A 24,255-nucleotide genomic window follows, 5' to 3' on the forward strand; every position below is an offset into this window, starting at 1 on the left:
CAACCACGCCCCAGCCACGTTCCACACAACCCACACCCCCACAAAAGGGACACAGACCGCCGTACTAGCACCAGGACACAACCAGGAAAGGCCATGCCAAAAAAATTTGATTCGTTGATATTCCACCCATGAGCACCCACCGCAGAACAGACGCCTGCGCAATGGGCAACACTGACAACCACCACCACACCCATGCAGGCACAGCAACCAGTTGTTAGCAGCTCCTTAGAAAGGAGGTGATCCAGCCGCACCTTCCGGTACGGCTACCTTGTTACGACTTAGTCCCAATCGCCGGTCCCACCTTCGACGGCTCCCCCCACAAGGGTTAGGCCACCGGCTTCGGGTGTTACCAACTTTCGTGACTTGACGGGCGGTGTGTACAAGGCCCGGGAACGTATTCACCGCAGCGTTGCTGATCTGCGATTACTAGCGACTCCGACTTCATGGGGTCGAGTTGCAGACCCCAATCCGAACTGAGACCGGCTTTTTGGGATTAGCTCCACCTCACAGTATCGCAACCCTTTGTACCGGCCATTGTAGCATGCGTGAAGCCCAAGACATAAGGGGCATGATGATTTGACGTCGTCCCCACCTTCCTCCGAGTTGACCCCGGCAGTCTCCTATGAGTCCCCGCCATCACGCGCTGGCAACATAGAACGAGGGTTGCGCTCGTTGCGGGACTTAACCCAACATCTCACGACACGAGCTGACGACAACCATGCACCACCTGTAAACCGACCGCAAGCGGGGCACCTGTTTCCAGGTCTTTCCGGTTCATGTCAAGCCTTGGTAAGGTTCTTCGCGTTGCATCGAATTAATCCGCATGCTCCGCCGCTTGTGCGGGCCCCCGTCAATTCCTTTGAGTTTTAGCCTTGCGGCCGTACTCCCCAGGCGGGGCACTTAATGCGTTAGCTACGGCGCGGAAAACGTGGAATGTCCCCCACACCTAGTGCCCAACGTTTACGGCATGGACTACCAGGGTATCTAATCCTGTTCGCTCCCCATGCTTTCGCTCCTCAGCGTCAGTTACAGCCCAGAGACCTGCCTTCGCCATCGGTGTTCCTCCTGATATCTGCGCATTTCACCGCTACACCAGGAATTCCAGTCTCCCCTACTGCACTCTAGTCTGCCCGTACCCACTGCAGAACCGGAGTTGAGCCCCGGTCTTTCACAGCAGACGCGACAAACCGCCTACGAGCTCTTTACGCCCAATAATTCCGGATAACGCTTGCGCCCTACGTATTACCGCGGCTGCTGGCACGTAGTTAGCCGGCGCTTCTTCTGCAGGTACCGTCACTTACGCTTCTTCCCTACTGAAAGAGGTTTACAACCCGAAGGCCGTCATCCCTCACGCGGCGTCGCTGCATCAGGCTTGCGCCCATTGTGCAATATTCCCCACTGCTGCCTCCCGTAGGAGTCTGGGCCGTGTCTCAGTCCCAGTGTGGCCGGTCACCCTCTCAGGCCGGCTACCCGTCGTCGCCTTGGTAGGCCATTACCCCACCAACAAGCTGATAGGCCGCGAGTCCATCCAAAACCACAAAAGCTTTCCACCACCACCACATGCGTGGAATGGTCGTATCCGGTATTAGACCCAGTTTCCCAGGCTTATCCCAGAGTCAAGGGCAGGTTACTCACGTGTTACTCACCCGTTCGCCACTAATCCCCCAGCAAGCTGGGATCATCGTTCGACTTGCATGTGTTAAGCACGCCGCCAGCGTTCATCCTGAGCCAGGATCAAACTCTCCGTTGAAAAAAACAAATCAAACAGACACAACCACACCCACCGGAAATAACGGTAAACGCGGCTGCACAAAATTCGAAACCAGCTGAAAACCAGACCACCACACACGGGGGTGCGCAATGATCCAGCCATAATTTCAACCAATCAAAAAAACAATCGGTATCAACAAACTTGGCACACTATTGAGTTCTCAAACAACAGACACTAACCGGCACCACCCAAACCCCCACAGGGGCCCGGGATCGCTCCGGAGCAACTTTTCAAACTTACCCGATCAGCCAGATCTTTGCAAATCAACGTTTCCGCGATTCCCGATCCAGGCCTCGGCCCCACCCTCCACGTGCACACTCAAAAGCGTGCCAATTTTCAGGCTGTTATCAAAGGGGTTGGCCTCCGCGGTTCTCAGCTCCAAGCTGTCTCACTCGCGGCGACTCAGAAGACATTACACGCCCACGGGTCCCGGCACAAATCAACCCCCAGCGACCACAAAACCCCGCAAACACGGGCCCAACACGCTCACCAAGACCCCAAACCAGCAAAAACCCCAGGAAAGCATCGTCAGTGAAACACGTCACACAAGCCAACCATCCCACCACAGGCAAGACCCCGAACACACCACAACCACCCGCCGTCGAACACCCACCCAACCCGCAAAACCAGAGAGCGACGCCCCCAAACCCGCGGGAAGTGAGAGAGCGACGCCCAAAAACGGCAAATAGGTGAGAGAGCGATCCACAAAAACCCGCGGGACGTGAGAGAGCGTCGGAAGGTGGAGGCGGTCATCCGGCAGCACGCGTCCAAGGGAGGAATGACCGAGCGCACAGAGGATGACCGCCGCCAACCCCACCAACCAGACACCGCGCCAACCCCACCAACCAGACACCGCACCAACCAGACACAGCGCCAACCCCACCAACCACCCACCGCGCCAACCACACTCACCGCGCCACGCCCGCGCCAACGACAGAGGGCCCCAGCACCAGAAGGCACGCTTAAACGCAAAAAGGGCCGGCAACCATAACGGTTGCCGGCCCTTTCAGAGCTTCGTGATTACCAGGAAGACTTGGTGATGCCCGGGAGCTCACCACGGTGAGCCATGTCGCGGAAGCGAACACGGGAGATGCCGAACTTCTGGAGCGTGCCACGGGGACGGCCGTCGATCTGGTCGCGGTTACGCAGACGGATCGGGGAGGCGTTGCGGGGCAGCTTCTGCAGGCCGAGGCGTGCAGCTTCGCGTGCTTCGTCAGTCGCGTTGGGGTCAACCAGGGTCTTCTTCAGTTCGAGACGCTTGGCAGCGTAACGCTCAACAATGACCTTGCGCTGCTCGTTGCGAGCAATCTTGGACTTCTTTGCCATGTGTTTAGCGCTCCTCTCGGAATTCGACGTGCTGGCGGATCTTGGGGTCGTACTTCTTCAAGACCAGGCGGTCAGGATCGTTACGACGGTTCTTGCGGGTTACGTAGGTGTAACCGGTGCCCGCAGTGGACTTCAGCTTGATGATCGGACGTACGTCCTTGTCCTTTGCCATTAGAGCTTTACTCCTCGTGCCAGGATGTCAGCAACGACTGAGTCGATGCCGCGTACGTCGATGGTCTTGATGCCACGGGCTGACAGGGTCAGCGTGACATTACGGCGCAGGGACGGAACCCAGTAGCGCTTCTTCTGAATGTTCGGGTCGAACCGACGCTTGTTGCGACGGTGCGAGTGCGAAATGCTGTGTCCAAAGCCCGGCTCGGCTCCGGTCACTTGGCAGTGTGCTGCCATGACTCTCCTCCAAAGATTGAATGTAACGGCGTGCAGATGTTCCTGCGTTACCGTGCGACAGGCAGCGTCCGCATCCGTTCCAAACCATTTCGGTAGTTTCCGCAGCAACTGCGGCGAAGAGGGTTGGCCTCAGGTCCGGGCAGTGGAAACCACTGGATCAGAACCTGGGATACCGGGCGAATACAGGAATGCACGCAACTTGAGCCCCTAACTACCGGCCAACGGGACGTCAGTGAGACTGACCTTCACCACCAACCGGAGCAATTGCACACGATCCGCACTACCTAGCGCCTAACTATTCTACGGGCCAGGCCAAATTAAGACCAATCAGGAATCATAAGCCCCCGTCAGGCCTTTCACAGCAGAATGAAAGGAATCGTGGCGAGTCTTGATTCATGACTTCGCTACTCACCTCCGACGCACCGGCGAATAGCGCCCCGGAAGGGGCGAAACGCAAGCGGCCCGCCGCCGTCGAACGTTTCCACAGACAGGCACGACGGCGGCTGGCCCGGACCGACGTCCTGGGTTTCCTTGCGTGGTTGTCACCCGTGGCGGCGGTGGCGCTGGGGCTGGCCGATGGCGGTATCAGCGGGTTCTCCTCGTTCGCCGGAACCATGACGGCGCTGGGAATCATTGCAGGACTGATCGGCATGGATGTGGTTTTGCTGATGCTGCTTCTGGCAGCCCGGATCCCGTTCATTGACAACACCATCGGCCATGACCGCGCCCTGGAAGTCCACAAATGGTTGGGCAAGCCGGCGCTCTATCTTCTGCTTGCCCACGGCGTGCTGCTGGCTATCGGGTACGGCGCCGCAGAAGGACTGGATCCTGTCAGTGAATCAATCTCGTTGTGGGTGAATGTTCCGGATATGTGGCTGGCTTTCGTCTCCATGGCCCTGTTCTTTGCCGTGGTGGTGACGTCCCTGGTGGCAGTCCGGCGCAAGTGCCCCTATGAATTCTGGTACGCAGTCCACCTGCTCACCTACGCCGCAGTGGGAACCGCCATTCCGCACCAATTCAGCGTGGGCGGCCTGTTTGCGGAGGGCACGTGGCAGCGCTGGTACTGGTTGCTGCTCTGTGTGGGAACCGGCGCGGCCCTCCTTTGGTTCCGGATCTACCAACCCATTGCCGCCAGTTTCAAGCACCAGCTCACGGTGAGCAGGGTGGTCCGTGTTTCGGCGGATGTCTTCAGCATCGAAATGACAGGAAGAAATCTGGAGCGCTTGTCCGGGGCCGGCGGCCGGTTCTTCTTCTGGAGGTTCCTGGCCCCCGGGCACTGGTGGCAGCCCCATCCGTTCAGCCTGTCGGCAGAGCCCATTCCAGGGAGGGGCAATCAGCCCGGCAAACTCCGCATCACCGTACGCACGCTTGGCAAAGGCACGGCCAAGCTTGCGCACATCAGGCCCGGCACCAAAGTGGCAATCGAAGGACCCTACGGCATGTTCAGCACGGCCGCCAGGACCCGGAACAAGGTGGTGATGATCGGTGCCGGCATTGGGATTACTCCCCTGCGCTCGTTGCTCGAAACAACACCGTTCCAGCCCGGCGAAGCAACCGTTCTGCTCCGTGGCCACCAAGACTCGGAGTTGTTCCTGGGCAAGGAGATCATGGCCCTCTGCAAAGCCCGGGGCGTCACCCTGTTCCACCTTCTGGGCCCACGTTCGCAGGGCGATCACGCCTGGCTTCCCCAGGACGCAGTCCAGGCCGGTTTTGGACTCCATTCCTACGTTCGGGGCATCGCGGACGCCGATGTTTATGTCTGCGGGCCGTCCCCCTGGGCTGCGTCCGTCATCCGGGACGTCGAACTGGCAGGCGTCCCCGCACAGCAACTCCACTACGAAAGGTTCGACTGGTGAGAATACGGGCAGCTTTGGCAACAGCCGTTGCATCGGCAGGCATCCTGCTGGCGGGGTGGCAATCGGGATCGCACGTGGCCGAGACTGGCACAGCCACCACCAGCCTCAGCAGCAACACCACCGGCGGCGGCGCCGGATCCGCCGCGAGCGAAGGTTCCGGGACAGGCAGCAGCGGGTCCAACGGCAGCACCGGCTCTTCTGACACCGGCAGTACCGGCAACTCAGGCAGCACCGGCAGCACAGGGACGGGAAGTACGACGGCGGCAACGTACGACGGTTCCACCGTCCAGACCCGCTACGGTTCCGTGCAGGTCCGGGTCACCATCCAAGCCGGCAAAATCACCGAGATCACCCCACTGCAGCTGACCGACGCGGAACGAAAGTCCGCCCAGATCAGCAGTCGCGCGGCCCCCGTATTGCGGTCTGAAGTCCTCCAGGCACAATCGGCCAATGTCCAAACGGTAGGCGGCGCAACCATCACCAGCGACGCCTACCTCACCTCACTCCAGGCGGCCCTCGATGCAGCAAACTTCTAGCCGCCCGCAGCTCCGTGCGCGGACCTTCCACAGCATGGGCACCGTGGTGAGCCTGACGGTGGCGAGCACCTCCGCACCTGATACCGCCGTGGACGAGCTGGAGTCCGCCGTCGAGGTCCTGGAAGGGATCTTTGCCAGCCTCGACCTGACGTTCAGCCTCTACCGGTCCGGGTCCGAAGCAAACAGAATCAACAGCGGCGAGCTGGCTCTGGCTTATGCATCCGAGTCTCTCCGCGACCTGTACACAGAGGCCTCGGAATGGCGATTGGCCACTGATGGGGCTTTCACGGCAGAGCGCCCGGACGGCAGGATCGATCTTTCGGGAATCGTCAAAGCGCACGCAGTCCGGGAAGCCGCGCTGTCCCTCCGGGCCTTGGGGCTGCATGATTGGTGCGTAAATGCCGGCGGGGACGTACTGGTCAGCGGATCACCGGAAACCAAGGCGGCAGCGGGTCCCTGGTTGGCCGGCATCGTGGACCCCGGCGATCGTCAGTCACTGCTTGGCGCCTACCCGCTGGCGGCCAACCGGGCCCTTGCTACTTCGGGGTCCGCCGAGCGCGGAGAGCATATCTGGACAGCCGGCTCGGATCGCCCGGAATTCATCCAGGCATCGGTCGCGGCGACGGAGATCGTCACAGCGGACGTGCTGGCAACAGCGATTGTTGCTGGCGGCACCCGGGCGTTGGATCACGCGGTGGAGCAGTGGGGCGTGGATGTCCTGGCGGTCCAGCGCGACGGGTCGTTGCTGGCAACACCAGGCTTCCGCGCCTAAAGGGGCTTGATCAGTTCCGCGTACTTGGGGCTGAGTCCATCACCGGAGGAAACTCCACGGAGCCTCCGTGATACCCACGGTGCAGCCGATTCCTTCACCCAGCGCGCATTGGCCTTGAGGGTTTCCACGCGGTTGGCCAGGCGGATCGGGGCAAGTTCCGGCACCTCCACCGCATGCTCGTGTTCCAGGACATCCAGGACCCGTTTGGCCATGTTGACGTGTCCGGCCGAGGACATGTGCATCCTGTCCTCACCCCAGAGGCGCCAATCGTTGTACTCATCAAAACGCCAGTAGTCCACCAGCAACGCACCGTGATTGTCCGCGATTTCCCGCACCAGCTCGTTGTAGATGGCAGTCCGCCCGCGCATGGCGCTGAAAACTTTGGATCCCTTGGCGTCAAAGCCCGTGAAGAGGACCACGGTGGCGCCGGACGCGCTCAACTTGGCAATGCCGGCGTCGTACTCGTCCAAAAGTGAGTCAATATCGATCTTCGGCCGCAGGATGTCGTTGGCCCCCGCGTACAGCGTTACCAAGGTGGGGTTCATGGCGACGGCGGCGTCAACCTGCTCGGCCATGATCTGGCGCAGCTTCCGGCCGCGGATCGCCAGGTTGGCGTAGCCGAAGTCGGCGTTGCTGTGCGCCAACTGTCCGGCGACGACGTCGGCCCAGCCGCGAACACCGTTGGGGCGGGTGGGATCGTCGTCTCCGACGCCCTCAGTAAACGAGTCCCCCAAGGCAACATAACGGGCAGAAAAATCCATGCCGTCAGTCTGCCACTTCGGCGCCCGAGGCCACAAAGCACCCGTAAAGGGGGTTACGAGTCACGGAGGATCCAGTGGTTGTTGTCCAAGCGGGCCACGATTTTCTCACCGATGCGGGCAAGATCCGCGACGTCGTCGGGGCTGAGCGAATCGAGCATCAGCGTCCGCACTGATTCAACATGCCCCGGGGCGAGGGACACGATGGTGGACATACCGGCGTCCGTCAGGTGGGCAACGGTCACACGGGCGTCGCCGGGGTGCGCCTGCCGTTCCACCCAGCCGCGTTTCTGCAGCTTGGTGACGACGTGCGAAAGCCGTGACAGGGAGGCACTGGTCCGCGCAGCGAGCTCACTCATAGGCAGGTACCGGCCCTCGGTCTCGGAGAGCATCGCGAGCACGTTGTAGTCGAACAAGGACAGTTTGCCTGCCGACTGAAGCTGGGTGTCCAACGCCGAGGGGAGCAAGGTGTTGATGCTCAGCAGGGCCAGCCAAGCACGGCGTTCGTCGGCATTCAGCCAGCGGGGTTGAGTCATGCCTCCATCTTATGAGAATTCGCTGATTCCTAGGTCGCCGCCCCTGCTCAGGCGATAGGCTGGCGGCATGTTTGTCGTCTCATTGACCTATAAAGTTCCCGACGAAATTGTCGACTTCCACCGCCCGGGCCACATGGCCTGGCTGAAGGAAGCGTTCGACGGCGGCATCTTCCTTGCGTCCGGACGTCGCGTCCCTGCCACGGGAGGGGTGCTGCTGTCCAAAGTGGACCGGGCCACGTTGGATGCTTCGCTGGCCAAGGACCCGTTCTACAGCAATGGCGTGGCGGAGTTCGAGATCATTGAATTCACGGCTACCAGTGTGGCCGAGGGTTACGAGAATCTGCTGGACAGCTAGAGCTTTCCGCACGCTCTCTCACATCTCACCCTCCCCAGCCGGGCGCTCTCTCACATCCTGCGCCTTGCTTTCAACCAGCTTCCTTAAACCGCCTTTGCGTGGCACAGTGACCGGCTCCGGCCAGCGGGCCCGGGTGGAATCACCCAAAGTCACTCCCCGCAGTTTCCGCCCAAACAACGGCACCACCCAATCGTTGACCCAGCGGCGTTGGGCTCGTTCCCACTCCCGGAGCGTCACCCGCGACGGTGGTTCCCATTCCTTTGGCCTGATCTTGTGCGGCACATTCAAGTGATTGAGGACCTGCGCGGCTAAGTACTTGTGCCCGGCTTTAGACATGTGCAGGCGGTCAGGAGCCCACATCCGTTTGTCCTTGAAGGCATCGAAGCACCAATAATCCACCAGCACCGCACCGTACTTGGCCGCAATTTCCCGGACCCGTTGGTTGTACAGGGTGTTTCGCTTCTTGAAAGGCTCCAGGACCGCCGAGACTTTAACATCGAAGCCAGTGAACAGGACCAGCGTCGCCCCGCTTTCGCTGAGGCGCGCGACCAGCATCTCGTAGTCATTGAGGAGAGCATCCATGTCTGTACCGAAATCGAGGATGTCGTTACCCCCTGCATAGACCGTAACGAGCGTCGGTTCCATGGCGAGGGCTGGCTCAAGTTGTTCATCGATGATGTGCCGGAGCCTCTTGCTGCGCACGGCCAAGTTGGCGTACTCCCAGCCGGGCTGGTCCTTGGCCAACTTCTCGGCCACCCTGTCTGCCCAGCCGCGCACCCCGTTGGGCAACACCGGGCTGAGGTCCCCCACGCCTTCGGTGAAGGAGTCCCCGATGGCGACATACCGCCGTCGAACGCTGTTCCCGCCCCCGAGTTCCTCCCGCACGGCAGCGACGCTACCCGCCCCCGGTTACACCAGAGCCAACCCCAAATGAACACAACGAACGGGATGTGAGAGAGCAACGCCCAAAAACCGTCGGGAAGTGAGAGAGCATCGGAAGGTGGGGCGTTCACGGCCGCGGCGGCGGTTTTGGGTAGGAGCGCATCGCGGCCCATCGTGATGTGAAGGTCGCCCAGCGACCGCAACGTCACCTATGGGCCGTGTCTAAGCGACGGCAAAACCGCCGCTGCGGGCGGCCCGGCCCGCACCCAGGGGCTTAGCCCTCCGCCTTGCCTCGCCGCCAGTAGCCCATGAAGGCAACCTGCTTGCGGTCGATACCAACGTCCCGCACCAGGTAGCGGCGCATCTCCTTGATCACGAATGCTTCGCCGGCGATCCAAGCGTAGAAGGGCAAGGCTCCGGCAGGCAGCGTGGGGTTCTTGCTGGCTTCGATGGCTGCAGTGTCCATGCGCTGCGGGGTTTCCCAGAGGATTTCCTGATCCACGTTGACGTCTTCCGGCTCGGGACCGGCGGCGGTTTCGGTGCCTTTGATGCCCACCCAGCCGGGCACGGGAACGGCCTTGGCGACGGCTTCCTTGAGGAGTTCGCCGTGGGGACGGGAGCGTCCGATCGCGGCACCGCGGGCAAGCCAGGTGATTTCGATATCGGCCGGGGTGACGATGTCCTGGAAGTCGCCGGCCTCGGGTACTTCGAGGAAGGCGTGGCCGGTCATGTCAGCCGGCAGGCTCTCAAGAATGGCGCTGATGGCTGGAACGGCAGTTTCGTCGCCCGCAAGGAGAATGCGCTGCGCCAGGCCCGGCCGCCACTCGATGCCGCCGTAAGCTCCGGCGGTGGTGCACTGCGCGGCCCTGTTGTTGGGCCCAATGATGGTGAGGGCATCGCCGGGCTTCGCGGCAGCGGCCCAGTTGGCTGCGGGTCCACCATTGCCGGCGTCGTCGAAGTGCATCACGAAGTCGATGTCGATCTCGGGATACACGGCGTCGAGGCGCTCGGAGCGGACGGTGTACGTGCGCATGTCACCGCGGACGGACGGGTCCATGGCCAACCATTCCTGGTACCACCCGGATTCTTCCATCTTGAAAACAGGCAAAGGAATGACGTTGCCGGATGCGTCGCGGGACGGAATCATCAGCTTCACGCGGAGGTCCAGGGTGTCACCGGCCACTCCAAAGTCGCGCAGGCAGTATCCGCCGAAAGTAATCCTGCGGAAGTTGGGGCTGAGCTCCTGCACCGCGGTCACAGTGACATCGAAGGCGAGGGTCATGGGTTCCACTGCGGCGCTTGCTTTGGCCTGGGTCGGTTGTGCACTCATGATGCGATCTCCAGTTCGTTGGTTGAAGCGGTACGTGCGTGGTGGCGTCCGATGGGGACGATCAGCGGTGTGCCTGAAATGGGGTCCGGGACCACCCGGGATTCCAAGCCGAAAACGTTGAACACAAGTTCCTCCGTGACCACTGCAGTGGCGGCGCCTTCGGCCACGATGCACCCGCCTTTCATGGCGATGACGTGGTCCGCGTAGCGTGCAGCAAGGTTGAGATCGTGCAGCACGATCGCCACGGTGGTGCCGCGGCTGCGGTTGAGGTCGGTGATCAGGTCCAGGACCTCAACCTGGTGCGCCAGGTCCAGGTAGGTGGTGGGCTCGTCCAGCAGCAGAACGTCGGTTTCCTGGGCCAGGGCCATGGCGATCCACACGCGCTGACGCTGCCCGCCGGAGAGTTCATCGATGTCCCGCTCAGCAAGCTCCAGCGTGTCCGTGGCGTCCAGCGCACGCTGCACCGCGGCGTCGTCGGACTCGCTCCAACTCCGGAAGAAGCCTTGGTGCGGGTACCGGCCCCGGCCCACCAGGTCGCGGACGGTAATGCCGTCCGGGGCGGTGGGGTGCTGGGGCAGCAGGCCGAGGGTCCGGGCAAGTTCCTTGGCGGGGCGGCTGTGGATATTCTTGCCGTCCAGCGTGACGGCACCACCGGCCGGCTTCAGCAGGCGCGAAAGGCCGCGGAGCAAAGTGGACTTTCCGCAGGCGTTGGCGCCCACGATCATGGTCACTTTACCCTCGGGGATTTCGGTGGACAGGCCCTCCACCACTTTGCGCTGCTCGTATTGCAGCGTAAGGTCCTGGGCATTAAGGACGGCCATCTCAGGCCTCCTTTCGGTTCGACGTGACCAGCAGCCACAACAGGAAGGGGGCACCGAGGGCGCCGGTGACGACGCCGACCGGGAGGACGGTCCCGTCAAGGATGACGGGTGCAATGTTGGAGGCGAAGAAGTCGGCCAGGAGCACGATCAGCGCACCGGTGAGGGCCGACGCCGGGAGGCTGGGTTTGCGGACGATGCGCCGGGCGATGGGTCCGGCGAGGAAAGCGACGAAGGCGACCGGACCGGCGGCGGCAGTTGCGACGGCGGCAAGTCCGACGGCGGTTAGCACCAGTCCCAGCCGGGCGGCGTTGACCTTGATGCCAAGGCCCGCGGCGGTGTCATCCCCCAATTCGAGGATGCGCAAAGGCCCCGCGAGGGCAATAACGGCCGGTATCAGGACCAGCAGGGAGACCAACAGCACGCCTGCACGGTCCCACGTGGCCGAATTGAGGGAACCGTTGAGCCAGATCAGGGCATCCGCTGCGGTGCGGATATCGGCGCGGGTCATGAGGAAGTTGACCACTGCGTGCAGGGCAGCGGCGATGCCAACGCCCGCCAGGATGAGACGGTTGCCGGCAGCGTTGCCGCGGCTACCTCCGCCTGCACCGGAACCTGTTCCGCGGGAAATCATGTAAATAATGGCGGCAACACCCAAGGCGCCGCCCAACGCGGCCCCGGAAACCACGGCACCTGAGGCACCAAATATCACGATCGCCGTCACTGCCGCAGCACTGGCGCCGTAGCTGATGCCAATGATGTCCGGGCTCGCCAAGGGGTTCCGGAGCATGGTTTGGAACAGTGCACCGGCCAGGCCGAAGGCAACGCCGATCATGGTTCCAACGACTGCCCGGGGCAGTTTGTGCTCCATCACGATGAAGCTCGCCCCGGGGATTTTCTCGCCGCCGGTCAGGTGGTTGATGACGATAGTGAAGAAATCCGGGATGGTCACGGTGTAACTGCCCAGGAGCACGTACACGGCAAACATGGCCAGGACGGCGAAGCCTAACCAGAAAGTGGGGCTCAGTGTCCGCCGAAGTTGCACAGAATGAGGCGACACCTGGGGGACCGTTTTGGTAGTGCTCACAGTCCTGCCCCCTTGCCGCGGCGGATGAGCCAGATGAACACCGGTGCTCCTACCAAGGCCGTCATGATTCCAGCGGGGACCTCGCCCGGAAGGAGGATCACGCGGCCAATAATGTCCGCGCTAATCAGCAGAATGGGAGCTGAGACCATGGAGAACGGCAGAATCCAGCGGTAGTCGGGGCCGGTCAGGAAACGGACAGCGTGCGGAATGACCAAGCCAAGGAAGCCAATGGGACCCGCCAACGCGGTGGCCGAGCCACACAGCAGGACGATCCCCAAGCCGGTGATCCCACGGGAGAGGCCGACGTTCTGGCCCAGCCCGCGGGCAATGTCGTCGCCCAGCGCCAAGCTGTTAAGGACGCGGCCGCCGGCCAGGATGATCACGGCGCCGGTTGCAAGGAACGGGAGTGCGGGCAGAAGCACGGACCAGTCGCGGCCGCCGATGCTGCCCACTTGCCAGAAGCGGAAACGGTCAAACGTGTCCTGGCTCGATACCAGGATCACATTCAGCAGGGAGAAAAGACCGGCGCTGAGGGCAGCGCCCGCAAGCGCGAGTTTGACCGGGGTGGCACCGTCCCGTCCGCGGGAAGCAATGGCGTACACCACGACGGCGGCCGCTGCGGCCCCAATGAAGGCGAACCAGATGTATCCGGTCAGGGAGCCAACGCCAAAGACGTAAATCCCGATGACCACCGCCAGCGCCGCTCCGGCGTTGAGGCCCAGGATGCCTGGATCTGCCAACGGGTTGCGGGCCACGCCCTGCATGGCCGCGCCTGCCAGGCCCAGCGCGGCACCGGCCAGGAGACCCAGGACCGTGCGGGGGATCCGGGCGATGACCACGGCGTGGTTGCCGTCCGCCGCATTGAAGTTAGTGAGGGCTTCCCACACCGTGGAGAGGGGAACTCCGCGCGCGCCGATCGCCAAGGATGCGGCGGATACTGCTGCGAGTACGACGACGGCCACCAGCAGCCAAGCGGTGCGCGTGAGTGCAGTGCGCTTGTCCGCTGTCCCACGGGTGCCGGCTCCCCTGCCGGTTTCCGCGGGATCGGGGGTGATGCCTCCCGGGCCGGCCGACACCAAAGTGCCACCGCCCCGCCCCCGGAGTGTCGTCGTCGTACTCAGTTTCATTGCAGTTACTTGCCTGCTGCGTCTGCTGCTTTACCCAGCTGCGGGAGGAACGTGTCCAATGCCCACGGCAGGCTCAGCGGCGATGAAGCGGAGATGGAGAGCGTCAAGGTCTGGTCCGAATCAGCAACCAGGGCACCCTTCTTGATGGCAGGGATCTGGCCGAGCAGCGGGTCAGCCTTGATGGCGTCGGCAGTGGTCGCGTCCGGAACCCAGGTGACGAAAACGTCGGATTCGAGCTCATTGGCCTTTTCAGCAGACCACGGGATGAAGAATTCCGTGTTGCTCTTGGTGTTCTCAGTAACCACGGGGGCGAGCTTCATGCCGATTTCGGAGAGGAAGCGGGGGCGGTTGTCGATGGCGGTGTATACGTTGGCGCCGTCACCCTTGGCAGGCTCGAGGTTGCCGTAGATGAAGGTCTTGTCCTTAATCTGCGGGAACTTGGCGACCTTCTCCTTGACGGTGGATTCGGTGTCTTCCACCAGCTTCTTGGCTTCGGATTCTTTGCCCAGTGCCTTGCCGATCAGGGTGGTGCTTTCCTGCCAAGGCGTGCCGTAGGCGAGCTCGGGCTGGGCCACCACGGGAGCGATTTCGCTGAGCTTCTTGTAGTCAGCTTCTTCCAGGCCGGAGTAGGCGGCCAGGATGACGTCCGGGTTGAGCTTGGCGATCTCGGTGAAGTTGATGCCATCTGCCTCGGAGAACTGGACCGGGGCCTTGTCGGTGCCAAAGCCGGCGCCGAGCTTCTCCAGTGCTGCGTCCTTCCAAGGGGTGGAGCCCTTGTCGTTATTGCCCCACTCGTTCTTCGGAACACCAACCGGGACAACACCCAGGGCGATCGCGACGTCATCATTGACCCACGAAACGGTGACTACGCGCTTGGGCTGTTCCTTGATGGTGGTCTCGCCGAAGACGTTTTTGATGGTCACGGGGAAAGCTGAGGATGCTGCCTGCTCAGTTGCCGGAGTGGACGTTGCCGGACCAGTGGAGCAGCCGGTGAGGGTAAGAGCGACGGCGGCCAGAGCGGCCGTCGCGGTTCCTGCTGTCTTGAGCAGGGCGCGGCGTGGGAGAAGGGAAGCCACGGGACTCCTTAAGTAAGTGATGCGAACCTAAGTAAGGCTAGCCTAGCCTCTGGATAATTACGAAACGTTTGCGTCACGTAATCCGCTCAACTGGTTAAATGCGTCGCAGATCACACCCTCTCTCACATCCCGCGCCCTTCAGCCAGACCCTCTCTCACATCCCGTGCCCTTCAGCCAGACCCTCTCGCAGTGGACACCTGCCGGAAGGTTTGAAAGTATTGGCGGCAGCGGACTACCGCTTCTTATGGAATCGATCGAGGGGATGAGCGTGCGCACTGTTTCAGTGGCTGCAGCCACGGTTGGCGAGGTGGCCGCTTTGGCCTGCTTGGCACTCCCCCGCACGTCGGTATCTTCCTAGGCTCTTAGCCGGGCACCGTTTTCCGGGTCTTTTGCTGCGCCCGCTTTCTGAGATGACCGACGACCCCTGCCATTTCCCGCGCGCCCACTAAGGCACGCGGACGTCGACCATTTCCGAAAGAAGAAGCTTTGCCATGCAGAAAATCACTGCCCAACAAATCCGTTCGTCGTTCATCAATGCCAGCCGCTCAGAGGCTGCCAAGCTGAATCTCCCCCGGAACTTCGAAACCCTCGACTGGGACAACCTGGAGTTCCTGGGTTGGCGCGACGAGAAAATGCCCCAGCGCGGATACCTTGTGCTTCCGCACCGGGGCAAGCTCACCGGGATCATGCTCCGCGCTCCTGAAGGCGGATCCGGAAAAAGGCGTGTAGTCCTCTGCGAACTGTGCCGGGACGTATTTTCGAAGGATGACGTTTATCTGTGGGTGGCCAAAAAAGCCGGACAATCCGGTAAGGACGGGAACACGGTGGGGACACTGATCTGCGCTGAGTTCGGTTGTAGCGCCAACGTGCGCAAGGAACCGCCCGTCAATGAGATCAACCCGGACCCTGCCGCCGTCGTCGTTCGACAAATCGCGGGACTGGAATCCAGAACCGAACAGTTCCTTGACCGCGTCCGCGCGAAGTAGCCGCGAATAATTCCCCAAGTAGGTAGCAGCAGGTGCCGTTTTGAGGCGTCAAAACGGCCTTAACTGCTACCTACTTGGGCCAGCCGGGGAGAGGTGACGTCACCGCAGGACGATATCCACCGGGTTCGCCTCGGAACGCCACGCTCCCGGTTCGCCGGGCCCGGCGATAACCGGAGCCGTGAGCACTCCCGAGCGGTTGGTTCGCTTGTCGCGGAGGATCTCGGTGACGGACCCAAGGTGCCTGGAGAGATCAATGACGTTTTCCGGCGCAGCCAGCAACAGCTGGAAACCGAACTCGTGGAGCGCCTTGATGCCCGCGCCTGCGAATTCCTCGGAAGCCAGCACGAACGCTTCGTCCATCATCACGGTGCCGTAGGTGGTGAAGCCCTGTTCGGCGATGCCCAACTGGTAGCTCAGCGCAGCAGCCATGATGAACGCCGTGAATCGCTGGCGCTCACCGCCGGACATGGAACCGGTATCGGCATGCATGAAGACTTCGGTCTTCTTCTTGCCGGCCTTGCCCGCGGCGGCTTTGGAAGCAACTTCCCTGTGCTCCTTGCACTGAATAAACAGGTGCCCGCGGACGTCCAGCACCTCAGCCCGCCAACGCCGATCCTCCGGCGTCTGCGATCCGAGCCGCTTGACCAGGGTCTCCAACGACTTATAGCGCGCGGTGAGCTCGGCGTCGTCGTCCGTTTCGGCCGGACCAGCGGCAGCTCCGCGCGAGGGCCTGGTGTGCTTCGCCTTCAGGGCGTTCTGGATCGCATCTTTGAACTGTTTGGCTGTGGCCGGGAGCGTCTGTTTGATGTCCAGTTCCAGGAAGCTGCCCTCATGGAAGTTCACCTGGGACAGGATGCCGTTGAGGGGCAGGATGCGGCTGGTGATGCTGCGGCGTTCCTCATCCAGCAAGTGCAGGAGCGTGCTGAACGACTCGTGCGTGCGCTGGTTGAAGAACAGCCGGAACTCGGCCTCCTGGGCGGGCAAGCCATCACTGACGATCGCGTGGTACCGGGATTCGAAGTCCCCGGCGGCGCCGATCGACGTGCCATGATCGGCGCTGATGGCACTTCCCCAGTCCCGCACGAACGCTTCGAACATGCGGGTCAACCGCTCGGCCGTTGCCTGCCCGCGCGATTCCGCCGCATGCAGTTCGTCCAGCAGCTTGTTGCGGACGCTGTTGGCCAGGTTGTCGAGTTCGTACAGTTCAGAGAGGTCGGTGACGCCCTGGAAGTACGGCTCCAAAGCAGTGACAGTAGAGGCCGACGGCGGTGCTTGCTCCAGCTTCAGCCTCGCGGCATCGAGCAGGCCGTCCGCCGTGGTCATCTTGTGATCCAGCGCCTTGTATTCGCTCTGCAGAACGGCAGCGGTACCTGTGGAGGACTGGTGCTTTTCCCTGACGGTTTCGATGCTGGCCCGCAGCGGTTCCAGGTCCGCTTGCGCGGCCAACGCATCTGTCAGCCGCTGTTCGATCCTGGCCAGCTCGTCCGCGGCCACGGCTGCGGAAACCTGTTCCCATGACCGTTCATCTTCAGCGACGCGACGCAGGGCTTCGAGCTGCCGCGCCATACCCTGATGCGAATCTTCGCGGCTCTGCGCAAGTTCCGCGGCCTTCACAAGCTCGTTTTCCAGCTCGCCCACACGTGCTGCCACAAGTTCGAGCTTGGAAGCGTTGTCGAAACCGAGGACGTAATCCTGGCGGCTCGTGAAACGGTCGTCCTTCTCCACGGTGTGGCGGTTGCGTTTGACCACGCCGCCCAGGCTCAGGCCCTTGTCCATCGAGGCAAGCTCGTCCGGGTCCTCGACACACGGGTAGGCGAAGTCCAGGGCGATCCGCTCCCGGATCCACTCTCCCGCGTCAGCATTGGCACCCGAGGTGAGAATGCTCAACTTAGTCAAGAGGTCGCCGTCGGACACTTCCTCAACAGCCAGGGCGCCACCGGCGAGCGGCTTGGACACATCAACAGCACGGAGGGCACCGCGGACGGTGTTGTCATTCAAATATCGGGTCACCGCCGCGAAATGCTCACCCGGTACCAGCAACGTGGTGGCCAGGTCACGAAGCGCGCGCTCGGCGGCGGGACGCCATTGATTCTGACCGTCGGCGAGATCGATCAGCTCGCCACCAAACGGCATCCGCTCTTCTGGGACCCCGGTTGCCGCTGCGATGGCTGCCCGGTTTTCAATGCTCGACGGCGGCAGCAGGGACTTGCGCGTGCGCAAGGAAATCAGCTCCTGCTGAGCTGCGGCAAGCTCACGCTTCTTAGTGGCGTGGCCGTCAAAAGCCTCGAAGCGAAGCTCTTTGAGTGCCTCCGAATCGTCCTTCAACTCGGCCGAGCGGGCGGCTGCCTGCTCATGCGCCTGATCCCACCCTTCGGCGGACCATTCAAGGTTCAGTCCGGCATCGGCCAAAGCCTTCTTCGCCGAATCCTCAACTTGCTGACGCAGCTTCAGGCCAACCTTGGCGTTCTCCAACGACTGCTCAATCGCCGAAATGGCGTTGCCGCCGCGGTTGTTGTAGTCCAGCTCAAGGTCGCGGAGTTCCTTGGCCAAATCATCCCGCACCGTGCGCTCGGCAGCCAGTTCCTGGGCCTTGGACTGAGCCAACTCCTTGAACCGGGCCAACGTCTTGGCATGGACCGTGACTGCCAGTTGCTGCTTGTAAGCCTCGAACTCTTCGCCAGCCAACTCACGGAGACGGTTCGCGTCCAGCAATGCCTGCGCGTACTCCTTGTTCAACCCCGGTACCGGAGCCAACTGGTCCCGCTGCTGCCGGACGTCCTCCAACCGTTGCCGAATGGACATCAGGTTGCTGAATTCCTCCACCACATCATCGGCTGCAGCCAACGTTGCAGGAGCATCAAGCACCTGATCGCGGAAGAACGTATTCACGCTGCCGCCCAAGCCCTTGCCGGCCTGGATCACGCGAAGCAGCGGAAGGGCCTGGTCAGAGTTGATGCCCAGAAGCCTGCGGAAGCGCTCGGCGAAGGCCTTGTGCACATCGAAGACCTGCCCATCCGGGAAAATCGACTCCAACGCGCCCTTGGTGAACCGCTTCTGCGCAATGCCCTCGATTGCCTCGAGGTCCAGCGGTTTGCTGTCAATGACATAGAAGCGCCCGACACTGGACTCCGTGCCGTTTTTCGGAAGGTCGAACAGCGCCGACACCGTCACCTTCGTGCCGGCTGCGTTATCAAACGTCAGCGCGACGGCGGACCACGTGGCACCAGGGCGCTGGAAGGCACTCGCCGAGCTGTCGCCGACCGCCTTATCACCAACCTTGCCGCGCATGTAAGTGAAGGTGGTCCTCTTATCCTCTACAGCGCCACCGGAACGCTGGGCGGCGGCCTCGTTCGAGCGCGGGCGGGCATCGAAAACACGGAGCATCGCATCAAAAAGAGTCGACTTGCCGACGCCCGAATTACCCGTCAGGAGGGTGCCCTTGCGGTCCACGTGCATGGTGTGGGCGCCATGGAAGGTGCCCCAGTTGACCACCTGCACCAACGCGAGGCGCATTTGGCCGGGATTCGTGAGCTCGCCGAGAGGGAGCATGCTTGCGATGGTCACTTGGCTGCCTCCTCTGTTGACGGGTCACTGTCCGCGGCGGTACGCACCATCGCAGGCCCGTCGCCATCCCCGTCGTCCAACTCGTCATCTGAAGGGCTGGTTGGGTTGGAATCGGGATCGAGATCCAGGAGGGGCTCCGTGCCTGATTCGTCGGCTGCTACTGCTATCAGGGCCTCGATTTGGGCTGGGATGTCGCCGATGTTTTCGAAGGGCAGGGCCAGTGGGAGGGCGTTGCTGATGGTGTAGGTGTCGTCCAGCGGGGTGGGGAGGATGAGTTGGCGGGCCAGGAGTTTGGTGATGGTCCGGGTGACCACGTCGGAGTCGCGGAGGGCGTCCTGTTGGCCAGACGGCGTGTAGTTGGCCACGAGGTCCGAGATCTCTTCGCGGGTGATGGTGGGGTCCGTTTGGGCTGTGACATGGCGGTCCAGCAGGAGACGCAGACGCAGCAACACAATGGTTTCCACGCGGCTCAGGGCACGCTGCTGGCGCAGGATGCTGGAGCGGGAGCTGGCGCCGATCACTTCCGGGTCAACGGGTCGGAGGACTGCGATTTTGCGGTCGTGATCGAGCTGCAGGGTGAGGAACAGCTCGGAGAGGCGGCTGCGGAGGATCAGCTGGTTGTCCAGCAGCGTGGTCCACAGCTTCTCGTCGCGGCCACCGTCAATGTACGGCCCTTTCAGGAGTTTCACCAGCGCATGCCGAACTTTCATGGGCAACACTCCGGTATCGCCGGGGAAGAGAGCAGCGCCATCCACAAAAGTGTCCCGCGGAGTGATCCGGAAGGGGTCCGAGTGGCTGATTTCCGGAACCGGCTCAGCCTCCGCAGCCAGCGCAGCCTCCGCAGCCAGCTCGGGCTCGACACCGACTTCAGCCACCGCTTCGGTGACGCTGTCCGCTGCGGTGACGTCCGTCGTCGTGATTTCTTCAGTCATCAGAATCCTCATTCAGCTTGACGACAGGCAGGTACGCCGTGCGGATGCTGCCGTCGATTTGTTCGAAGTCGATGTGTTCCCAGGTGGCCCTGTCGAAGGCTGCGCCCGTCTGAAGCGCCATGGACAGCAGGGTGCGCACGGTGTTGATGTGGCGTTCTTCGGCGGGCAGGTTTTCCCAGGCGTCGCCCAGGGTGGCGGCACCGGCCATGGCTGCCCGGACGACAGCGGGCTTGGCCTTGCCCGTGCGCGCCGACCTGACGCGGTCCGAGTCGCTGAACGCGATGGGATCGGCCAGGCGCGGGGGTGTGGCAAATTCGTCGGGGTCGAAAAGTTTGACCATGGCCAACGACTCGAACCCGGCGTTAAACAGCACGGGCCCGCGGACCAGACCGGGACGGTCTCGCTCGTACGGCATGGACCGGATGGCTTGCTCGGCTTCGGCAAGCACCTTGCGCAGGCTGACGGACTGCCTGACGTCGTCGCTCTGAATGTAGGTGTTCAGGCTTTCGGAGAGCTTGCCGTAGATTCGCTGGATCTGGCTGTGCTGATATCGCAACTCGGCCACCAGGTTTTTCAGCGTTTCGCGGTCCTCATGGGATAGGTCGTCCGCAAATTGACGGCTCAGCACCTCACCGATCGCCGAGCGGAACCGCAGTTGCTGCTGCGGATCCTCGAGGAAGGCCGTGAAGGAGCGGAACGTGCGGCCTTCCGGGCTTTGCCGCAGGCGCTTGTCGGCCTCCAAAACCTGCGCCATGGTGGCACCCTTGCTCAGGGATTCCTCAATAATCTGGTTCCGGAGCTCACCCACCAGTTCTTCGATCCGGTCGCGCATTTTCTTGTAGTCGGCAGGCAGGCTGGCTGCGAGGTCCAGGATGTTACCTGCGGCTTCAACAGCTTCTTCGTCATCCAGAAGTCCATCGAACTCACCGGAGCTGATGTCCTCAACCAACTGCTGCCGCTCCTGGATTTCCTCTTCGAGGGCTTCCAAGCGCGCGCTCTGGTCCGGGTTGGTCTCGTTGGCGAGCTTCTCAACGTCGCCCAACAATGTGCCGAGCCGAGAACCGTTCAGCGTGGAACGCTCGCTGGAGAGGCTGTCCAGGAAAGCCAACACACGGGCGGCCGGTTCGGTGACTTCGTAAACGATCTGACCTGATTGGTTACGCCGGGTCAGGAATTGTTTCCTGGTCCACTCGTCGCCGAAAAGCTTGCCGTTCTGTTGGCCGCCCAACGCCGGGTCCTGGCGGCGGAGCTGCTCAAGGAAAGCATCGACGTCGGCATGGAACTCTTCGAGCGGAAGCTGCGGCCGGGTTCGGGTAAAGGATGCCTGCAGCACGGCGATCACCCACGGTGCCGACCGCGTCAGGGCCCAGGCAGGCCCTTTGGTCAGCTGCTCGAGATCACGGAGCCGGGCGCCGATGGCGTCGGCGGAGGACATGGCTGAACGGGACAACTACTCTCCTTCAGCTGCTGCGAAACCTGGCTGGCAGCGAAAACTGCCCCGTACAAGGTTAACGCAGAGCGTCGCCGGGGCGACCGACCGCCGGAAGCGGCGCCGTCGAGCCTTGCCGGAAGCAACGCCGTCGCAACCATTCCGTAACCTACCGCCTGGTATGGTTTCGATCCCATATCAACGCCGCCGCGAGGCGTTTCCGCACTGGCCGGAAACCATGGACGCCCCTAGTGTCAGAGCATCGACGCAGCCACGCCGCGTCAACCCACGCACCGTCGCCCCGGGGGGAACCATGAATTTCGACTTCTCTGCGCTTGATACCGCCACGTACGTATTCATTGGAACACTGGTTTTCGCTGCAATTCTGGTGGCCTTCATTGCCGCCGCAGCACTGGCAACAATCATTCTTATCGGAGCAATGGGCATCGCCTGGTACGCCATTAAGGCCGTTCTGGGTGGTCTGGTCCATGGCATTAACTTTGCGTGGGACCGGGTGGTTCACCACGCCGGACAAGTGGAAATTCCGGCCGAATTCCAGCCGCAGGTTTCCCCTAGCACAGGTAGCTACTCGCGGGTAGCATTGAGGGACAGCTGAAGGGTTCGCACCCACGGCGGACCCTGGCTCCATCCGGCACCACCGGCTAGAGGAGTTATCCCATGACGTCCGCCACTGACAACAGTCTCGCCGCCGCAAGCGTCGACGCCACCGCAGAAGAAGCCCGCGCCGTCGCCGAAGCCGCGCGCGAAACAGAATGGAACCGGCCCAGCTTCGCCAAGGGCCTTTATCTGGGCAGCTTCGACCTGAGCCTGATACACCCCTGGCCGCAAGCAAAAACAGAAGACGTCCAGCGGGGCGAAGAATTCATGGCCCGCTTGGTGCCCTTCGCCAAAACAATGTCCGGCCGCACAATCGAGCGGGACGCAAAAATTCCCGACGAATACCTGAAAGGGCTCGCGGACTTAGGCGTTTTCGGCATGAAAGTCCCGCGCGAATATGGCGGCTTGGGACTGTCCTTGGTCTACTACGGCCGCGCCCTTGCCCTGCTGGGATCGGTCCATCCGAGCCTGGGCGCACTGATTTCAGCCCACCAATCCATCGGAGTTCCGGAACCGGTGAAGGAGTTCGGCACGCCCGAGCAGAAGCAGGAATACCTGCCGCGTTGCGCCGCCGGCGCCATTACCGCGTTCCTCCTCACAGAGCCCGACGTCGGCAGCGACCCCGCGCGCATGGGCGCCACTGCCTTACTGTCCGACGACGGCGACTCTTACCTTTTGGACGGCGTGAAACTGTGGACCACCAACGGTGTGATCGCTGAACTGGTGGTGGTCATGGCCAGGGTTCCCTCCCATACCGATGCTGACGGGACGGAACATAAGGGCGGGATCTCCGCCTTTGTGGTGGAAATGGACTCCCCCGGCATCACCGTGGAAAACCGCAACACGTTCATGGGCCTGCGCGGAATAGAGAATGGTGTGACCCGCTTCCACCAAGTCCGCGTCCCTGCAGCCAACCGGCTGGGTCGTGAAGGCCAAGGGCTCAAGATTGCCCTCACCACCCTCAACACGGGGCGGCTCTCCATTCCGGGCCTGTGTGTTGCCGCCGGAAAGTGGAGCCTGAAGATCTCCCGCGAATGGTCCAACGCGAGGACGCAGTGGGGCCGTCCGGTGGGCAAACACGAAGCCGTGGGCAAGAAGATCGCGTTCATCGCCGCCACCACCTTCGCGCTGGAGGCTGTGTTCGAGCTTTCCGCTGAGATGGCCGACGCGGGCCAGAAGGACGTTCGCATCGAGGCCGCGCTGGCCAAGCTGTGGTCCACGGAACTGAGCTGCCGGATTGCCGACGAACTCGTTCAGATCCGCGGTGGACGCGGCTTCGAAACGGCCGACTCCCTGGAAGCCCGGGGCGAACGTGCCGTGGCCGCTGAGCAACTTCTCCGCGACCTCCGCATCAACCGGATTTTCGAGGGCTCCAGCGAGATCATGAAACTCCTGATCGCCCGGGAAGCCGTGGATGCACACCTTGCCGCCGCGGGAGACCTCGCCTCAGCGGACGCGAGCCTGCAGGATAAGGCGCGGGCCGCCGTCGGGGCTTCCGGCTTTTACGCTAAGTGGCTCCCGAAACTGGTGGCTGGCGCCGGAATGGATCCGCGGTCCTATGCGGAATTTGGACGCCTTGGCAAGCAGCTGCGCTTTGTGGAGAGGTCCTCGCGGCGGCTGGCCCGCCAGACGTTCTACGGCATGGGGCGTTGGCAGGCGAAGCTGGAGCACAAGCAGGCGTTCCTGGGCAGGATCGTGGACATCGGCGCTGAGCTGTTCGCCATGGCTGCGTGCTGTTCGCGGGCGGAGATGCTGCTCCGGACCCATCCTGAACAGGGCGCTACCGCTTTTGAGCTGGCTGAGGCGTTCTGTGAGCAGGCGCGTGTGCGGGTGGACGAATACTTCGATCAGCTGTGGAGGAATACTGACGACGGCGATCACGACCTTTCGCGGAAGGTCCTCGCCGGCGACTATGCCTGGTTGGAGGCCGGCGTTCTGGATCAGTCCGAAGGCACCGGGCCCTGGATCGGCGATGCCTCCCCTGGCGCTTCAACCAAGGAGAACCTGCACCGGAACTACCGGTAGGGCGTTCCTGCGGCGTTCCTTCCCAGTTAGTGCGGGGGACACCGTGACTTTGACGGGTCAGGC

The 24,255-nt window shown here is 62.4% G+C and carries 21 protein-coding genes and 1 rRNA gene; 7 read left to right on the forward strand and 15 right to left on the reverse strand.

All coding sequences use genetic code 11. The annotated features are described in order from the left end of the window. Positions 1 to 229: 229 nt before the first annotated feature. The 4 genes from ACZ5J0_RS17775 to rpmB all read right to left on the reverse strand — a co-directional run bounded on the left by ACZ5J0_RS17775 (position 230) and on the right by rpmB (position 3,505). Positions 230 to 1,750: ribosomal RNA gene (locus ACZ5J0_RS17775) — 16S ribosomal RNA — on the reverse strand. Positions 1,751 to 2,791: 1,041 nt separating this feature from the next. Further along, complete coding sequence (gene rpsN, locus ACZ5J0_RS17780) at positions 2,792 to 3,097, reverse strand: 30S ribosomal protein S14 (RefSeq protein WP_011776360.1); 306 nt, start codon at positions 3,095 to 3,097, stop codon at positions 2,792 to 2,794. Between the two features lie 4 nt (positions 3,098 to 3,101). Further along, complete coding sequence (rpmG, locus tag ACZ5J0_RS17785) at positions 3,102 to 3,269, reverse strand: 50S ribosomal protein L33 (RefSeq protein ID WP_003798558.1); 168 nt, start codon at positions 3,267 to 3,269, stop codon at positions 3,102 to 3,104. Continuing rightward, entirely contained in the window at positions 3,269 to 3,505 is a 237-nt protein-coding gene (rpmB, locus tag ACZ5J0_RS17790; RefSeq protein ID WP_011776361.1) for a 50S ribosomal protein L28, read from the reverse strand. The genes rpmG and rpmB overlap by 1 nt, the downstream gene beginning before the upstream one ends. Before the next feature lie 395 nt (positions 3,506 to 3,900). On the opposite strand from rpmB, the gene ACZ5J0_RS17795 reads away from it, so the two are divergent. The 3 genes from ACZ5J0_RS17795 to ACZ5J0_RS17805 are packed head-to-tail and all read left to right on the forward strand — an operon-like array spanning position 3,901 to position 6,669. Further along, positions 3,901 to 5,361 carry a ferredoxin reductase family protein gene (locus ACZ5J0_RS17795; RefSeq protein WP_464093702.1) on the forward strand — a complete coding sequence of 487 codons (1,461 nt, stop codon included), beginning with the start codon at positions 3,901 to 3,903 and terminating at the stop codon, positions 5,359 to 5,361. Further along, complete coding sequence (locus ACZ5J0_RS17800) at positions 5,358 to 5,897, forward strand: FMN-binding protein (protein WP_250821387.1); 540 nt, start codon at positions 5,358 to 5,360, stop codon at positions 5,895 to 5,897. Before ACZ5J0_RS17795 ends, ACZ5J0_RS17800 begins: the two co-directional genes overlap by 4 nt. After that, complete coding sequence (locus ACZ5J0_RS17805; RefSeq protein WP_464093703.1) at positions 5,881 to 6,669, forward strand: FAD:protein FMN transferase; 789 nt, start codon at positions 5,881 to 5,883, stop codon at positions 6,667 to 6,669. The genes ACZ5J0_RS17800 and ACZ5J0_RS17805 overlap by 17 nt, the downstream gene beginning before the upstream one ends. On the opposite strand, the gene ACZ5J0_RS17810 is transcribed toward ACZ5J0_RS17805, so the two are convergent. Beyond that, positions 6,666 to 7,430 carry an SGNH/GDSL hydrolase family protein gene (locus ACZ5J0_RS17810; RefSeq protein ID WP_166843157.1) on the reverse strand — a complete coding sequence of 255 codons (765 nt, stop codon included), beginning with the start codon at positions 7,428 to 7,430 and terminating at the stop codon, positions 6,666 to 6,668. The genes ACZ5J0_RS17805 and ACZ5J0_RS17810 overlap by 4 nt on opposite strands. Before the next feature lie 53 nt (positions 7,431 to 7,483). Further along, entirely contained in the window at positions 7,484 to 7,963 is a 480-nt protein-coding gene (locus tag ACZ5J0_RS17815; RefSeq protein ID WP_017198795.1) for a MarR family winged helix-turn-helix transcriptional regulator, read from the reverse strand. Between the two features lie 67 nt (positions 7,964 to 8,030). On the opposite strand from ACZ5J0_RS17815, the gene ACZ5J0_RS17820 reads away from it, so the two are divergent. Beyond that, positions 8,031 to 8,318, forward strand: a complete 288-nt coding sequence (locus ACZ5J0_RS17820; RefSeq protein WP_464093704.1) for a YciI family protein — start codon at positions 8,031 to 8,033, stop codon at positions 8,316 to 8,318. An 18-nt stretch (positions 8,319 to 8,336) separates the two neighbouring features. Here the strand turns inward: ACZ5J0_RS17820 and ACZ5J0_RS17825 are convergent, their stop codons facing one another. The 6 genes from ACZ5J0_RS17825 to ACZ5J0_RS17850 form a co-directional block, all read right to left on the reverse strand. Beyond that, entirely contained in the window at positions 8,337 to 9,203 is an 867-nt protein-coding gene (locus ACZ5J0_RS17825) for an SGNH/GDSL hydrolase family protein (protein ID WP_464093705.1), read from the reverse strand. A gap of 271 nt (positions 9,204 to 9,474) precedes the next feature. Next, positions 9,475 to 10,530, reverse strand: coding sequence for a siderophore-interacting protein (locus ACZ5J0_RS17830; protein ID WP_464093706.1), 1,056 nt, complete (start codon positions 10,528 to 10,530; stop codon positions 9,475 to 9,477). Further along, complete coding sequence (locus tag ACZ5J0_RS17835; RefSeq protein WP_142937669.1) at positions 10,527 to 11,351, reverse strand: ABC transporter ATP-binding protein; 825 nt, start codon at positions 11,349 to 11,351, stop codon at positions 10,527 to 10,529. The genes ACZ5J0_RS17830 and ACZ5J0_RS17835 overlap by 4 nt, the downstream gene beginning before the upstream one ends. Before the next feature lies 1 nt (position 11,352). Further along, on the reverse strand, positions 11,353 to 12,336 hold the full coding sequence (locus ACZ5J0_RS17840) for a FecCD family ABC transporter permease (RefSeq protein ID WP_142937678.1): 984 nt from the start codon (positions 12,334 to 12,336) through the stop codon (positions 11,353 to 11,355). 95 nt (positions 12,337 to 12,431) lie between these two features. Further along, positions 12,432 to 13,562, reverse strand: coding sequence for a FecCD family ABC transporter permease (locus ACZ5J0_RS17845; RefSeq protein WP_223941114.1), 1,131 nt, complete (start codon positions 13,560 to 13,562; stop codon positions 12,432 to 12,434). 5 nt (positions 13,563 to 13,567) lie between these two features. Then, positions 13,568 to 14,638 carry an iron-siderophore ABC transporter substrate-binding protein gene (locus ACZ5J0_RS17850; RefSeq protein WP_166843161.1) on the reverse strand — a complete coding sequence of 357 codons (1,071 nt, stop codon included), beginning with the start codon at positions 14,636 to 14,638 and terminating at the stop codon, positions 13,568 to 13,570. A 491-nt stretch (positions 14,639 to 15,129) separates the two neighbouring features. On the opposite strand from ACZ5J0_RS17850, the gene ACZ5J0_RS17855 reads away from it, so the two are divergent. Continuing rightward, positions 15,130 to 15,624 (forward strand): FBP domain-containing protein, encoded by a 495-nt coding sequence (locus ACZ5J0_RS17855; RefSeq protein WP_142937666.1) that lies wholly within the window; start codon positions 15,130 to 15,132, stop codon positions 15,622 to 15,624. A gap of 99 nt (positions 15,625 to 15,723) precedes the next feature. Here the strand turns inward: ACZ5J0_RS17855 and ACZ5J0_RS17860 are convergent, their stop codons facing one another. Genes ACZ5J0_RS17860 through ACZ5J0_RS17870 form a run of 3 tightly spaced genes read right to left on the reverse strand, consistent with a single transcriptional unit; the run spans position 15,724 to position 21,570 of the window. Next, positions 15,724 to 19,188 carry an ATP-binding protein gene (locus tag ACZ5J0_RS17860; RefSeq protein ID WP_464093707.1) on the reverse strand — a complete coding sequence of 1,155 codons (3,465 nt, stop codon included), beginning with the start codon at positions 19,186 to 19,188 and terminating at the stop codon, positions 15,724 to 15,726. After that, positions 19,185 to 20,120 (reverse strand): DUF4194 domain-containing protein, encoded by a 936-nt coding sequence (locus ACZ5J0_RS17865; protein ID WP_464093708.1) that lies wholly within the window; start codon positions 20,118 to 20,120, stop codon positions 19,185 to 19,187. The genes ACZ5J0_RS17860 and ACZ5J0_RS17865 overlap by 4 nt, the downstream gene beginning before the upstream one ends. After that, positions 20,113 to 21,570: a DUF3375 family protein gene (locus ACZ5J0_RS17870; protein WP_464093709.1), complete on the reverse strand. Its 1,458-nt coding sequence runs from the start codon at positions 21,568 to 21,570 to the stop codon at positions 20,113 to 20,115. The genes ACZ5J0_RS17865 and ACZ5J0_RS17870 overlap by 8 nt, the downstream gene beginning before the upstream one ends. Before the next feature lie 160 nt (positions 21,571 to 21,730). On the opposite strand from ACZ5J0_RS17870, the gene ACZ5J0_RS17875 reads away from it, so the two are divergent. Next, on the forward strand, positions 21,731 to 22,165 hold the full coding sequence (locus ACZ5J0_RS17875) for a hypothetical protein (protein WP_464093710.1): 435 nt from the start codon (positions 21,731 to 21,733) through the stop codon (positions 22,163 to 22,165). Between the two features lie 62 nt (positions 22,166 to 22,227). Then, a complete protein-coding gene (locus ACZ5J0_RS17880; RefSeq protein WP_464093711.1) occupies positions 22,228 to 24,192 on the forward strand; it encodes an acyl-CoA dehydrogenase family protein in 1,965 nt (654 codons plus the stop codon). The last annotated feature ends 63 nt before the right edge of the window (positions 24,193 to 24,255 follow it).

The sequence above is a fragment of the Arthrobacter sp. DualSoilB13 genome, from assembly GCF_055389195.1.